General features: G+C 52.2%; 14 protein-coding genes and 1 other RNA gene. 5 read left to right on the forward strand and 10 right to left on the reverse strand.

Translation table 11 applies throughout. The annotated features are described in order from the left end of the window. Positions 1-22 precede the first annotated feature (22 nt). The 5 genes from BVC71_RS05570 to acuI all read right to left on the reverse strand — a co-directional run bounded on the left by BVC71_RS05570 (position 23) and on the right by acuI (position 5,354). Entirely contained in the window at positions 23-1,114 is a 1,092-nt protein-coding gene (locus tag BVC71_RS05570) for an NUDIX domain-containing protein (RefSeq protein ID WP_086450580.1), read from the reverse strand. A 2-nt stretch (positions 1,115-1,116) separates the two neighbouring features. Then, the gene (locus BVC71_RS05575) at positions 1,117-1,557 is read right to left on the reverse strand and encodes a TrgA family protein (RefSeq protein ID WP_086450581.1); all 441 of its coding nucleotides are present in this window, start codon (positions 1,555-1,557) and stop codon (positions 1,117-1,119) included. Positions 1,558-1,589: 32 nt separating this feature from the next. Next, positions 1,590-2,798, reverse strand: coding sequence for an SAM-dependent methyltransferase (locus BVC71_RS05580; RefSeq protein ID WP_086450582.1), 1,209 nt, complete (start codon positions 2,796-2,798; stop codon positions 1,590-1,592). 78 nt (positions 2,799-2,876) lie between these two features. Next, positions 2,877-4,298, reverse strand: coding sequence for a cryptochrome/photolyase family protein (locus BVC71_RS05585; RefSeq protein ID WP_086450583.1), 1,422 nt, complete (start codon positions 4,296-4,298; stop codon positions 2,877-2,879). A gap of 66 nt (positions 4,299-4,364) precedes the next feature. Continuing rightward, positions 4,365-5,354 carry an acryloyl-CoA reductase gene (gene acuI / locus BVC71_RS05590; RefSeq protein WP_086450712.1) on the reverse strand — a complete coding sequence of 330 codons (990 nt, stop codon included), beginning with the start codon at positions 5,352-5,354 and terminating at the stop codon, positions 4,365-4,367. 96 nt (positions 5,355-5,450) lie between these two features. Between acuI and ssrA the strand changes: the two genes are divergently transcribed. Continuing rightward, positions 5,451-5,800: a transfer-messenger RNA gene (ssrA, locus tag BVC71_RS05595) on the forward strand. Here ssrA and BVC71_RS05600 read toward each other — a convergent pair. Further along, positions 5,801-6,199, reverse strand: coding sequence for a hypothetical protein (locus tag BVC71_RS05600; protein WP_086450584.1), 399 nt, complete (start codon positions 6,197-6,199; stop codon positions 5,801-5,803). A gap of 199 nt (positions 6,200-6,398) precedes the next feature. Between BVC71_RS05600 and BVC71_RS05605 the strand changes: the two genes are divergently transcribed. From BVC71_RS05605 to BVC71_RS05620, 4 genes are all read left to right on the forward strand, one after another. Next, positions 6,399-6,875, forward strand: a complete 477-nt coding sequence (locus tag BVC71_RS05605) for an SspB family protein (protein ID WP_240516784.1) — start codon at positions 6,399-6,401, stop codon at positions 6,873-6,875. A 111-nt stretch (positions 6,876-6,986) separates the two neighbouring features. After that, positions 6,987-8,381, forward strand: a complete 1,395-nt coding sequence (fumC, locus tag BVC71_RS05610; protein ID WP_086450585.1) for a class II fumarate hydratase — start codon at positions 6,987-6,989, stop codon at positions 8,379-8,381. Positions 8,382-8,465: 84 nt separating this feature from the next. Further along, positions 8,466-8,642, forward strand: a complete 177-nt coding sequence (locus tag BVC71_RS05615) for a DUF4169 family protein (RefSeq protein WP_086450586.1) — start codon at positions 8,466-8,468, stop codon at positions 8,640-8,642. After that, the gene (locus BVC71_RS05620; protein ID WP_086450587.1) at positions 8,639-8,866 is read left to right on the forward strand and encodes a ribbon-helix-helix domain-containing protein; all 228 of its coding nucleotides are present in this window, start codon (positions 8,639-8,641) and stop codon (positions 8,864-8,866) included. The genes BVC71_RS05615 and BVC71_RS05620 overlap by 4 nt, the downstream gene beginning before the upstream one ends. On the opposite strand, the gene BVC71_RS15440 is transcribed toward BVC71_RS05620, so the two are convergent. The 4 genes from BVC71_RS15440 to BVC71_RS05640 form a co-directional block, all read right to left on the reverse strand. Beyond that, on the reverse strand, positions 8,863-9,039 hold the full coding sequence (locus BVC71_RS15440) for a hypothetical protein (RefSeq protein ID WP_165767726.1): 177 nt from the start codon (positions 9,037-9,039) through the stop codon (positions 8,863-8,865). The genes BVC71_RS05620 and BVC71_RS15440 overlap by 4 nt on opposite strands. 112 nt (positions 9,040-9,151) lie before the next feature. After that, positions 9,152-10,507 (reverse strand): cytochrome P450, encoded by a 1,356-nt coding sequence (locus tag BVC71_RS05630; protein ID WP_086450589.1) that lies wholly within the window; start codon positions 10,505-10,507, stop codon positions 9,152-9,154. Further along, a complete protein-coding gene (locus BVC71_RS05635) occupies positions 10,504-11,718 on the reverse strand; it encodes a hypothetical protein (protein ID WP_086450590.1) in 1,215 nt (404 codons plus the stop codon). The genes BVC71_RS05630 and BVC71_RS05635 overlap by 4 nt, the downstream gene beginning before the upstream one ends. 64 nt (positions 11,719-11,782) lie before the next feature. Beyond that, on the reverse strand, positions 11,783-12,541 hold the full coding sequence (locus tag BVC71_RS05640; RefSeq protein WP_086450714.1) for a cytochrome c biogenesis protein CcdA: 759 nt from the start codon (positions 12,539-12,541) through the stop codon (positions 11,783-11,785). Positions 12,542-12,554: the final 13 nt, after the last annotated feature.

Below are 12,554 nucleotides of genomic sequence, written 5' to 3' on the forward strand. Positions count from 1 at the left end.
GTAGGCCCCATACGCGCAGAACTCAAGCTGGAGAGCCCAAGTTGCCCCTATTTCGGTCAACCCAGTATATCATAGTGATCAAAGGCAGAATGTTGATTTCGCCAGTGTCGATCAATTCCAGCGCCTGTTCGCGATCAACAAGGTGAACGCGAATATCTTCCGCCTCGGAATCCAGCCCCCCGAACCCTTTTAGCTTATCAGGCAGGTCACAAATCGCGGCGTAGGCGTAATATTGTTCGGTGGAATTACCAGGGCTTGGGTACGCCGCGAACATCGGCCGCAAATCGGTGACGCTCAGGTTAGCCTCTTCTTCAGCTTCGCGGCGGGCAGCATTTTCTGGGGTTTCTTCGGCGTCGATGATCCCCGCAACAGGTTCAATCGCCCAAGGGTTCGCATCCCCACGCAAAAACGGACCAACCCGAAACTGTTCAACCAGCAAAAAACGGTCCCGTTTGGGATCATACGGTAACACCAACGCAGCATCGAATGCGATAATAGCCTCTCTTGGCAATTCGCCGGACGGTTTTCCGTCAAACCGTTCATGTTCCAATGTTACACGGCGGTATTTGAAAAAATCTCCGTCCAGTGCAGTCAGCTGTTTTTCCGCAGCAAAACCAGCGGAACGCCGTAGCGTTGCCGGCACGGTGGATTGGGACGCACGGGCACGCGAACAGGCACGCGCTCGAATTTGGGGCCAGCGCAAGACAATCTGATCTGCCGACAAAGGCGGATTATGGGCGTAAATTTCTGCGGCGGCGGCGCGGCTTACGATCGCATCGGTTGCCTGCCAGCGCTCGAATGACCACGGTTCGCCGCTACTGACGATGTCGTCATTGGGCCAATAGACCGTGATGCCATCATTAACTATGCGCGGAAAATACCCCCAAGGACGTTCATATCGATCCAGCCGATCAATCTGATCTGGGGTCAAATCAGTCCACATAACACCAACCGCAACGGAACCTTCGTCGCGCACCAACATCGGCACTTCGTGGCCATTGATGCGATCAACACGATATCCCGCCAAATTATAAGGTTTTGATACGCCGCCGTCGCCCGCGACAGTTCGGAACAGCTCTGGATCTCTAAGAGACCCGAATAAGAATAACTTCATATTTAATCTGCAAAACGTGACACAATTTCAGCCACCAGTGATGCAATGATAGCGCCGGCGATCAAGGTCATTCCTACAATCGGCGTAAACAATTTGGCACCCAGATCAATCGCCAACCCAACAGCGCCAGTCAAAGCCTCAACCGGCCCGTCATAGCGCATGTCGTAAGCACGCTCTAACATCACATCAAATCCGTGGGTCAGCAAAACAGCCGCGATGGTCACGACAATGGCAGAGATACCGGTACTAATTGCAATGACGGCCCCGTTTCCAGCGCGACCGCCGATAATTTTCCAACCGAATACAGCGCCATAAGCGATATTGATTTGCATGAACCAGCGCGGCGGTTGGGATGGATCGAACATGGGCAGGACCATATCGGTCACAACATACATCAGCGCGGCCATAACAACCGCCGCGGCCAATTTTGCAAAAGTTGGCATTTCACCGTCCCGTTCCTGCGGAGCAAGGACACTTAGGCAGGTCGCTGCACCGTTATCTGCGTTACATCGCAGTTACCGCTATGAAATGTGCTCGCGCAAGAGGTTAGATACATATTCCACATGTGCCTAAACCTTGTATCGAACCCCATCTGGGAAATTTCATCCCATTTTTCGTTAAAGGTATCGTACCAACGACGCAGCGTCTGGCTATAGCTTTCACCGAATTCAATAGAACCTACGACATTCATGCCCGCACCCTTTGCCTGCTGACGCAAAATTTTAGGGCTAGGCAACATGCCACCCGGAAAGATGTATTTTTGAATAAAATCAACACCTTTTCGGTACAGTTCAAACCGGTGGTCCTGCACGGTAATGATCTGCAGGGTCGCGTTTTTACCGGGGCGCAGGCATCTTTTCACGGTTGCAAAATAGGTCGGCCAATATTTTTCACCAACAGCTTCGAACATTTCGATGCTAGCGATGCCGTCGTACTGGCCTTTTTCATCGCGATAATCCTGCATTTTGAACGTAACACGATCAGATAGCCCCGCATCCGCAATGCGTTTGGTGGCATAGTCGTATTGTTCGCGGCTAATCGTCAGGCCAGTCACATGCAGCCCGCGTTCTTTTGCGGCGTATTCGGCAAAGCCGCCCCAACCACATCCGATTTCCAGAACATGGTCGCCCGGTTGAACATCCATCTGATCAACCATCGCTTTGTATTTCGCGGTTTGCGCGTCCTCTAGCGACATCTGCGATTCGGAATACAATGCCGACGAATACGTCATGCTAGGATCAAGCCATAAGCCATAGAAATCATTACCCAAATCGTAATGGTAGCTGATATTTTTCTTGGCTTGTCGTTTGGTATTAGATTGCAACCAGAACCGCAGTTTTTCGTAAGCACGAACCAAAGCCTGCCCAGGAAAGCCGTCGAATACCTCGTCCGAAGCGTCGTGCACAAAATCCATAAAGGCCATCAGGTCGGGCGTTGACCACCACTCATCCATGTAGGCTTCCATAAAGCCCAGATCGCCTTCACGGATCAGGCGCGCAAATATATCATCATTGTGGACATGTAATTCGGTCACATAGCCTGCGTTTGGACCTTCGGCGCGGAACTGTCGGCCATCGGGTAAAATGATATCGATCCGCCCCCGTTCAATGCGTGACAGAATATCGAAAACTGGCACAAAATAACGCGGAAGGCCGTGTTGGCCTTGGGTCGATGTCAGGATCATGTGACCTCCTGTTAGGGGCATTTTATCGCCCTTTTTATATATTAACCAAAAGGATACGTTGCTTTGCAACCTTTGGATCTATTTTTCACGCGCCTCATAGGCAGCAAGAGCGCGTTCCCGACCTTTAGCTAGCTCTATTATTCGCTGAGGGTAGCGCATGTCAGGATTCAGTTCCCAGCTTTTGGGGACCGCATCGAAATAGCTAAGCGCCGTTTGCGATGGTTTGTCATACCCTTCGGCGATCCATGCGGCACGATAGTCACCATTTTTATCGAATTTATCCAGTTGCGTTTCAGGATTGAAAACGCGGAAATACGGGGCGGCGTCTGGACCTGATCCCGCCACCCACTGCCACCCCATCGCGTTGGATGCTGGGTCCCAATCGGTCAAACAATCCTCGAACCATTTCATGCCGATTTTCCAATGCACCATAAGGTGTTTGGTCAAATATGACGCCACAATCATGCGGGCGCGGTTATGCATCGTCCCTGTCACATACATCTGACGCATGGCCGCATCGACAAACGGTTCACCCGTGCGACCCATTTTCCATGCTTTGACGTCATCGCCGTCTTCGTCGGTCGACCATGGGAATTTATCCCATTCCTCACGCCAACTGCGGTCCAAAATCTCGGGTGTGTGATGCAGCAAATGATACGCGAATTCGCGCCATGCGATCTCTTTCAGGAAATGTTCAGCACCATTCGATCCATTTTCCATTGCGCGCCAACCTGCGTGCCACATGGCCCTAGGCGCAATTTCACCGTAAGTGAGATTTTCGGACAGGCCCGACACCGCATCAATCGCAGGAAAGTCGCGTAGATTTTTGTAATCATCTACTTTTTGTTCGATAAAATCATCCAAACGTTCACGTGCGCAAACTTCGCCAACACACTGATGTTGCGTAACTATTTCTGCACCGCGGCGCATAGCTGCGGTCATATTCCAATCGGACAGGTCTTCGCTGCTGGGCCACTCATCCGGTGACTTCAACGACGAAGGCGCCGCAATGCAATCGGCGACAGGCAGGTCGCGCACGGCCTTCCACATTGGCGAATAGACGCGATAGAAACCGCCCGATTTTGTCTCAACCGTCCACGGTTCAAACAAAAGATGTCCAGTATAGCTTTGCGCCTCAACACCTTGATCTTTCAAGGTAGATTTGACTTTGGTGTCGCGTTCCTTGCACGCAGGATCATACAGTCGCGACCAGTATACCGCGCCGGCGTGAGTTTCTTTGATCAACGATTGCAGCACATCCAACGCGTCGCCCGATCGCAGGATCAAACGACTGTCCAGTTTTTCTAGCTGTTTTTGCAGAGCCTGTATCGACTGCCCCCAACGCATTTTGGCGGCCGCACCTGTGGCGTCGACGATGTCATCACGGATAAACACTGGGATGATCGGACGGCCCGTGGACACCGCCGCGCTTAACGCTTCGTGATCGGACAAGCGTAGATCGCGGCGGAACCAGACGATAATGGCAGAGGTGTCAGACATAAAAACTCCCAAAATTTCCTAAACTGGACTTAGGGCTTTTCTTTTGCTTTCAACCCCTTGCCCAGATCAAGCGTTCACATCCACCACAACGCGTCCGCGCACCTGGCCTTGCAGAATGTCTGCACCCAATTTCGGTAGGTCAGACAAGGTTGCAGGCACGATCATCGTCTCCAACTTATCCATCGGCAAGTCAGAGGCGATCCGTTCCCAAGCAGTTTTGCGTTTTTCGGTTGGATAAAGAACACTATCAATACCCAGCAGATTTACGCCGCGCAGCAGAAATGGGATCACTTTGGCAGGCAAATCCGCGCCCCCGGCCAGACCAACAGCAGCAACGCTGCCACCGTATTTCATCTGCCCCAGCACACGAGCCAGCATGGGACCGCCGACCGCATCAATACAGCCCGCCCAAGTTTCGCTTTCCAACGGTCGCTTTGTAACCTCGGCAACATCAGCGCGATCAACGATGCGCGATGCGCCAAGATCGCGCAAATAATCTGCGGTTTCAGGACGACCAGTTACGCCAGCCACCTGATAGCCACAATTGGCAAGAATCGACGTAGCCACAGAGCCCACACCGCCAGATGCGCCAGTCACCAAAACCTCGCCTTTTTCGTGGGTTAGACCATGATCTTCGAGTGCAAGGATCGCGATCATAGCCGTAAATCCAGCGGTTCCGACGGCCATGGCTTGCCGAGTGGTCAAACCATTGGGCAACGGAACCAGCCAGTCCGCTTTGACGCGCGCTTTTTGCGAATATCCACCCCAATGCGCCTCGCCTACGCGCCAACCGGTCAGTACGACTTTATCGCCAGCTTTGTATCTTGGGTCACTGCTGTCTTCGACGGTGCCAGCAAAATCAATGCCTGGAACATGCGGATAATTACGAACCAAACCTCCACCTGGTCCGACGCATAGACCGTCTTTGTAATTCAATGTCGAATACTCAACAGAAACCAAAACCTCGCCTTCGGGTAGATCCTTGATTTCTAATTCTTTAACCGCGGCATGTGTTTTGCCGTCTTCGTCTTTTTCTACGACCAGCGCGTTGAACATCTGCATCCTCCATTCAGATAATTCGACATGTATGTCCACGCTCTATTGCGGCAAGTCGGATGTCAATTGATAGCTATTCTATGGATGATCGCATTTACCCTTGAAGCCAGCAACGGCGCTGCCTATATCGGTGCTGTCCCCTCGGGGACTATGGACATAAACGCGCTCGTAATAAGCGGATCGGACCCGGGGGCGGTACCCGGCGGCTCCACCATATATCCTTCATTTGGGGATCATGGGGCCGAAACAGGATCGACGAACGTGTAAAGGTGTTGCTTTGTCTCGGTGAGATACCACCGTTATCGGTTCAAACTGTACAATTGCAAATGACAATCGTGCTCCGGTAGCAATGGCTGCTTAAGCAGTCGGAGTTTCCGAAACTTAAGTCCTAACGCCTAGCCGCGTTAGGCGGGGTTCGAAGGTACCTGGCAACAGAAACCTTCACTTCACCCCCGCAGACTTGGACAGAAATTGATCGACGTCGTACCCATGACGCGACCCATTTGCGGCGGTTTCCAGATGATTTCAATTTCGGCACCGTCGTAAATTAATTCGCGCAGATCACGGTAATTACACACAATCGCAGCGATGGTATCCGGCAAATCAGGCGCTGCGCGAACTGTTATTTTTAACGTATCTCCGACCGTCTGAACCCTTTGAACCTCTGCGGTGTTATCCCACGGCAAATGACCGTCTGCTTCAAACTCTGCCCCGATTGATGCAAGGTTATCCGCCATTCGTTCCGCCGGACTGCGATCATCCCCCACCATACCCAAAGCGGACAACGTGAAATACACGACGACGGCGGTCACCATGAACGCCAATCCAATCAATACTTTACCCATATCAACGCCCTACTTTCTGCAACTGCAGCATGGTTGGTGCAAATTTTGTACCAATGTCGTTCAGTACTTGCGGTGCCACATGCCCTTTGGCAAAAAGCCGACAATAACAATTCAGTCTACCACACCTTGGAAAGATAGCCTCTTTTCTAGAACTTAAAATATCGTATGGTGGATTAAGGGGACCCAGAAAGGACAGACCGTGAGCCAGAAAATCGACTACGGCAACCTAATGCACGATGCTATGCGCGGACTGATTCAAAAGGTCCTGACGCGCGTGGCTAAGGACGGCCTGCCTGGAAAGCACCATTTTTTCATCACCTTTGACACGATGCACCCAGACGTCGAGCTGGCCGATTGGCTGTCGGATCGGTATCCGGGCGAAATGACCGTTGTGTTGGAACATTGGTTTGAAAACCTGACCGTGAATGACGACGGTTTTGCGGTCACCCTATCGTTCGGCGACAATCCCGAACCGATTTATGTGCCTTACGACGCAATCCGCACCTTTGTAGACCCATCGGTTGAATTCGGCCTGCGTTTCGAAACCCAAGACGACGACTTTGACGACGACGATCTGGATGACGAAGAAGAAGCACCAATGGTCGAAATGGCCGAGCCTGAGGACGAGCCCCGTAAAGAGGCCGAAGTCGTCAGTTTGGACAAATTCCGTAAGTAAACAAAATTTATCGACTGTTAGCGGTCTCATTGCGGTATGCAGCGGTATACCGCATTGATTTCGCGTGTCGATGCGGTATGACACTCTCAATCACAACTCGGAGTGTTCATAATGACCGCAACCCGCACCGAAACCGACAGCTTTGGCCCGCTAGAGGTTCCTGCAGATAAATACTGGGGCGCGCAGACCCAGCGTTCGATCATCAACTTCCCTATCGGCTGGGAAAAACAGCCTGTGCCAATCGTGCGCGCATTGGGCGTTGTGAAAAAAGCATGTGCCATGGCTAACAAAGAGCTGGGCAACATGGACGCAGAAATCGCGGACGCCATCATCGCAGCAGCTGGTGAAGTCATCGAAGGTAAATTCGACGACAACTTCCCGCTGGTCGTTTGGCAGACAGGTTCGGGTACTCAGTCGAACATGAACTCCAACGAAGTTATTTCCAACCGCGCGATCGAAATGCTGGGCGGCGAAATGGGTTCGAAAAAACCTGTTCACCCGAACGATCACTGCAACATGGGTCAGTCGTCGAACGACACATTCCCAACCGCAATGCACGTCGCAATCGGCATGCAGGCGCGTGACGTTCTGCTGCCTGGCCTGAACAAATTGCTGGCCGCGCTAGAAGAAAAAGCAGAAAACTTCAAAGACATCATCAAAATCGGCCGTACCCACACGCAGGATGCGACGCCTCTGACCTTGGGTCAGGAATTTGGTGGTTACGCGCATCAGGTCCGCAAAGGCATCCAGCGCGTTGAAGAGTGCCTGCCAGACATCTACGAACTGGCTCAGGGCGGCACCGCGGTTGGCACCGGCCTGAACACGAAAAAAGGCTGGGCCGAAATGGTCGCGAAAAACATGGCAGAGATCACCGACCTGCCATTCGTCACCGCCCCCAACAAATTCGAAGCACTGGCAGCACATGACGCAATGGTCATGTTCTCGGGCGCATTGAAAACTGTTGCGGCATCGCTGTTCAAAATCGCAAACGACATCCGCCTGCTAGGTTCGGGCCCACGCTGCGGTCTGGGCGAACTGATCCTGCCAGAAAACGAACCAGGTTCGTCGATCATGCCGGGCAAAGTAAACCCAACCCAAGCCGAAGCACTGACCATGGTTTGTGCGCACGTCATGGGCAACGACGCAGCGGTTGGTTTTGCAGGTTCGCAAGGTCACTTTGAACTGAACGTCTACAACCCGATGATGTCCTACAACGTACTGCAGTCCATGCAGCTGTTGGGCGATTCCGCATCCGCGTTCACCGACAACATGGTTGTTGGCATCAAAGCGAACGAAGTGCGCATCGAAAAACTGCTGCATGAATCGCTGATGCTGGTAACGGCTCTGGCGCCAACCATCGGTTACGACAACGCAACCACCGTTGCGAAAACCGCGCATAAAAACGGCACCACCCTGAAAGAAGAAGCTATCAAATTGGGCTTTGTGGATGAAGCAACCTTTGATGCGGTTGTTCGTCCCGAACAGATGATTGGTCCAAAAGACTAATTCATCTAGTCCGGTAAGAAAGGCCGCCCCAATCGGGCGGCCTTTTTCATTGCGTTGCGCCCTGCCCGACCCTAAATTTGCATCATGTCGAACGTCACAAATCTAAACCAGTTCCGCAAACAAAAAGCCCGCGCAGACAAACGCGCACAGGGCGATGCAAATGCAGTGAAATTTGGACGGACTAAGGCGCAAAAACAGGCCGAAGATCTAGATACCAACCGCGCAAAATCGCACCTAGATCAGCATAAAGTCGACGAATGACTGGCCGCCCTGTCAAACATAGCCTGACCCTGCATGGGCATCGGACATCGGTCAGCCTAGAGGCGCCGTTCTGGGACGCCTTCGTTAAAATAGCAGCGGATCAAGGCAAACCAATCAATGCACTGGCAGCCGAAGTCGATGCAGAACGCGGAACCGATGCCGGCCTAGCCTCTGCCATTCGGGTGTTCGTTCTACGAAACCTGCAAAAACAGATCGCCCACTAAACCGGTGTTTCGTCGTGTAACGCGTGCCGTAGTCGGGCGTTAACTTCGATCTCTGCCAACTCGATTTCCGTTAACGGCGCGGGTCGGACCAACGGGATGATGGTGACGACCTCATCCTCTATGATGTGTTCTGTTTTTGGTTTTTTGAAAAAATTCGCAACTAAGTTCAACATTTCAACGCCTTCCAAACGTTTCAATGTTTACGAAATCTACCAATCGCGCGCTATAAACCTGCGGCAATCCACATATATCGCAAGATATACGGCATAGGTGCCCTGAAATAGGCTAAGGTCGCTTGCGAAGCTTTAGCCAAATGCCATCCCTTGACCTGACGGTTAAATGGGCAACGGGAACTGGCACCATATCGGGGATCGGTTCGAATTCGAATGCGCGCACCAGCATCGATAACAGCAAAACGCCTTCGGCCATGGCAAACCCAGCGCCCGTACACACCCGCGGTCCAGCTGAAAATGGAATATAGGCCTCTCTTTGGCAGGACTTGCCATTTTCTGTGTCCCAGCGGGTTGGATCAAACCCATCAGGATTATCCCACAACCGACTGTGACGGTGCAAATGCCATGGCGACAAAACGATTTGCGACTTCGGCTTCACCGACCGTTTACGGAAACTTTCGGGACAGGTTGCTTCGCGCACCATCATCGGGACGGGCGGATACAAGCGCAAAGTTTCGCGAAACACATCGCGACAGAGCTTTAGGCGGGACAAAACAGCAAAGTCGGGTTCGCTGATCGCTTTCGCCTCTTGCGCAACCCGTGTCTGCCAATCGGAATGCGTCGCCAAAAGATACAGCCCCCAAGCCAAGGCTGACGCGCTCGTTTCGTGCCCAGCTAGGAAAAAGATAGCAACCTGATCTACCATTTCATCAGGCGCAAATTTTTGCCCCGTGACAGGATCTATCGTCGTCATGATTTTTGTTGCCAGATCATCAGGCGCGGTGCCTGCGTCGATCTGTTTCTGACGATCATCCACCAATCCAGCGATCAAAGCCCGAATGTTATGTGCCGTCTTTTTGGTTTCGGATTTGAACAGTCGTGGAAACCAGCGGGGAATTGGAACGAAAGCCGCCAAGTTCAAAATCGGCTGAGTACGCTGATGCGCCTTGAATTCAGCAAAAACTTTGGATGCTGTTTCATGTTCGATGGGGATCGAAAAAAGCGTTCGAAAAATCACATCCGCTGCGACGTGGCTGGCGATTTCTTCGATCTCGATCTTTTGGCCATCGTGTCGGGCCAAACGATCCACTGCTGCCATCGCAGCATCATACATTGCGGGAAAGGTATCACGCAGGCGCCCACCTTCGAACGCGGGATCTATGATCCGACGCTGCTGTTTCCAATGAGCGCCATTTGTCAAAAATACCGAATTTCCCAACAACGGTCGCAGACCTTCGCCAATGCGATCGCTTTTGGGAAAATCGTCTGGCCGATCGCGCAGAACCGTTCGTATCAGCGCGGGATCATTGCACAGAAAGCTGCGGAAAAACGGCGTTTTAAATTCTGCCATCCACGCCCGATACAGCCGTTCGGGTTGCGCAGATAGAATGTCCTGCCGAAACATCCGCAGGTATTGAAACAGTGAAACACGATCACGCCGAGATGTCGGTTTAGGCGGGTTGGTCATGGCGCAACCGATATAAAACGCGATGCTGGCGTTTCTTTGCGACTGCGCGACGGTGGACGATCTGCATATCGTTCGCGCAGTGTGATCGGACCCGCCGTAATTTGAAAATAGTCATAATCTTTGGGCCGATCGAAAGCGCATAGATATTGGAAATGCAGGCGAAAGAATTTCCAACGCAATTCTTTCCAACGTGCTGCAGATAAGGACTGCGTAAACGCCGCTGACATCACCAATGGCCATTTTTTATCCTGCGGTGCGACGCCCGTCACGCTGACCGGATCACATAGCGCAAAGGCGCATCCATCCCCTGGTGCTGTGACATCCACCCACGCGATTTGATCCTGCGCCGCCATAAATTCCAAATCGGCACGCAAACGCCATGCATCGCGCAGGAAACTGACCATCGGGATCACTTGACCCAGCGATAAAAACGAAACTGGCGTTCCGTTTAAGTGGTCAGCCCGCAACAAATCCGCCAAAATCGATACGGACAGATGCGCGCCCGACGAATGGCCAACGACCAAAATTTCGTCGTATCCCTGCTCTTGCGCCGCGATAATAGAGCCAGCAAATTCCGCCATCCGCGTTTCCAACTGGGGCGGATTAGCCCCGCGCCAGTGCGCTGAATAGGCGTAATCATGCATAAGGTAATAGGCGAACAATTTGCCATCGATGGACTTGAACCAACGCAGTACCAAAACCACGATAGCTGCAAACGCGCCAATCGCGATCACGGTACCTAAAATTCCGCCGACGACATTAACGGGGATCGCTGCGACAGCGCTGCCTATTCCAATCGCCACAAACAACTGCAGCAACAACATGCCCACTGGATATAAGGCCGCAATCACAGGGCCTTTGCGTAATCGCATCAGTCGGAACAGCGCGCCAGTTGCGATGTATTCATAGGCGGTACGCAGCAATCGCGCATAAGTCGCTGGGATCGTTTGCGACATGCTACCACGAACAATGTCCGACCAAACCAGCACTTCAACATCGGCTTGCGTTTCGCAACCATCAATTTTTGCACTGACGTGCCAGCCATAGCCGCCCTTGCCCGACTTTGCGGTTTGGGAAATCTCATAGCCGGATATCTGGGCCTGATCCGCGGATTCACGACGGTATAATTCGCGGTAACGGCGCGGGTGGATCGGATCATAACCGGGCACGTAAAACACTTTGCGCCGTTTAACTGTTTGCGGTCCTGTCATCACCCTACGCCAAATTATGCGTTCCGATCATCAGGTTAGCGCGATTGATCCCAGAACGATAGCCCTAGCCGATTTTGGCCAGAAACGGGAATGTGGACAAGAGCCAGTTTGAAAGAACCGTGAATTGGCCTGTTAGCAGCAAAATGCCAACGATGATCAAAAACACGCCAGACGTTTTTTCGATCGCGCCCATGTTGCGTTTCATCCAATTCATCAGCCCTTTAAGCCGCGAAAAATAGATGGCAACCAGCAGGAACGGGATACCTAGTCCAGCCGCATAGGTACCCAGGAGAATGGCACCACGGGCGGCGTTCGCCTCTTGCGCGGCTAGCGATAAGATAGCCGACAGGATCGGCCCCAGACATGGGGTCCAGCCAAAGGCAAAGGCCAACCCCAAAACATAAGCGCCGACAGCCGAACCACCCTGATCGCGAACGTCAAAGCGCGCTTCTTTCATCAAAAAAGCGAAACGAAAAACGCCCATGAAATGAAGACCAAAGATGATCACAACAACACCAGCGATGTAGTTGATCCATTCAATAATAGACCAATACATTTTTCCAATTATGGACATGCTGTAGCCTAAAAAGATGAAAACCGTTGATAGGCCAAGCACGAAAAATATCGCCGCCAAAATGACACGACCACGGGCGCGGCCTTCTCCGGCGTCCATTTCCGAAACGGTAACGCCGCCCATATAGGCAAGATAAGGCGCAGCCACAGGCAAAACGCAGGGGCTAAGGAATGATAAAAGTCCCGCAATCAACGCAACGGACATCGCGGCCCAAAGGCTCGCATCCATAACAAATTCGGTTGAAAACAGTTCGCCCATTTTG

Source organism: Marivivens niveibacter (assembly GCF_002150005.2).
Classification (GTDB): domain Bacteria; phylum Pseudomonadota; class Alphaproteobacteria; order Rhodobacterales; family Rhodobacteraceae; genus Marivivens; species Marivivens niveibacter.

Excerpts from the sequence above, each read along its gene's own strand:
- fumC (WP_086450585.1), top strand. The coding sequence starts at position 6,987 with ATGACCGCAACCCGCACCGAAACCGACAGCTTTGGCCCGCTAGAGGTT.
- BVC71_RS05620 (WP_086450587.1), top strand. The coding sequence starts at position 8,639 with ATGACTGGCCGCCCTGTCAAACATAGCCTGACCCTGCATGGGCATCGG.
- BVC71_RS05585 (WP_086450583.1), bottom strand. The coding sequence starts at position 4,298 with ATGTCTGACACCTCTGCCATTATCGTCTGGTTCCGCCGCGATCTACGC.
- BVC71_RS05570 (WP_086450580.1), bottom strand. The coding sequence starts at position 1,114 with ATGAAGTTATTCTTATTCGGGTCTCTTAGAGATCCAGAGCTGTTCCGA.
- BVC71_RS05635 (WP_086450590.1), bottom strand. The coding sequence starts at position 11,718 with ATGACAGGACCGCAAACAGTTAAACGGCGCAAAGTGTTTTACGTGCCC.
- BVC71_RS05600 (WP_086450584.1), bottom strand. The coding sequence starts at position 6,199 with ATGGGTAAAGTATTGATTGGATTGGCGTTCATGGTGACCGCCGTCGTC.
- BVC71_RS05580 (WP_086450582.1), bottom strand. The coding sequence starts at position 2,798 with ATGATCCTGACATCGACCCAAGGCCAACACGGCCTTCCGCGTTATTTT.
- BVC71_RS05575 (WP_086450581.1), bottom strand. The coding sequence starts at position 1,557 with ATGCCAACTTTTGCAAAATTGGCCGCGGCGGTTGTTATGGCCGCGCTG.
- BVC71_RS15440 (WP_165767726.1), bottom strand. The coding sequence starts at position 9,039 with ATGTTGAACTTAGTTGCGAATTTTTTCAAAAAACCAAAAACAGAACAC.
- BVC71_RS05615 (WP_086450586.1), top strand. The coding sequence starts at position 8,466 with ATGTCGAACGTCACAAATCTAAACCAGTTCCGCAAACAAAAAGCCCGC.
- BVC71_RS05630 (WP_086450589.1), bottom strand. The coding sequence starts at position 10,507 with ATGACCAACCCGCCTAAACCGACATCTCGGCGTGATCGTGTTTCACTG.
- acuI (WP_086450712.1), bottom strand. The coding sequence starts at position 5,354 with ATGTTCAACGCGCTGGTCGTAGAAAAAGACGAAGACGGCAAAACACAT.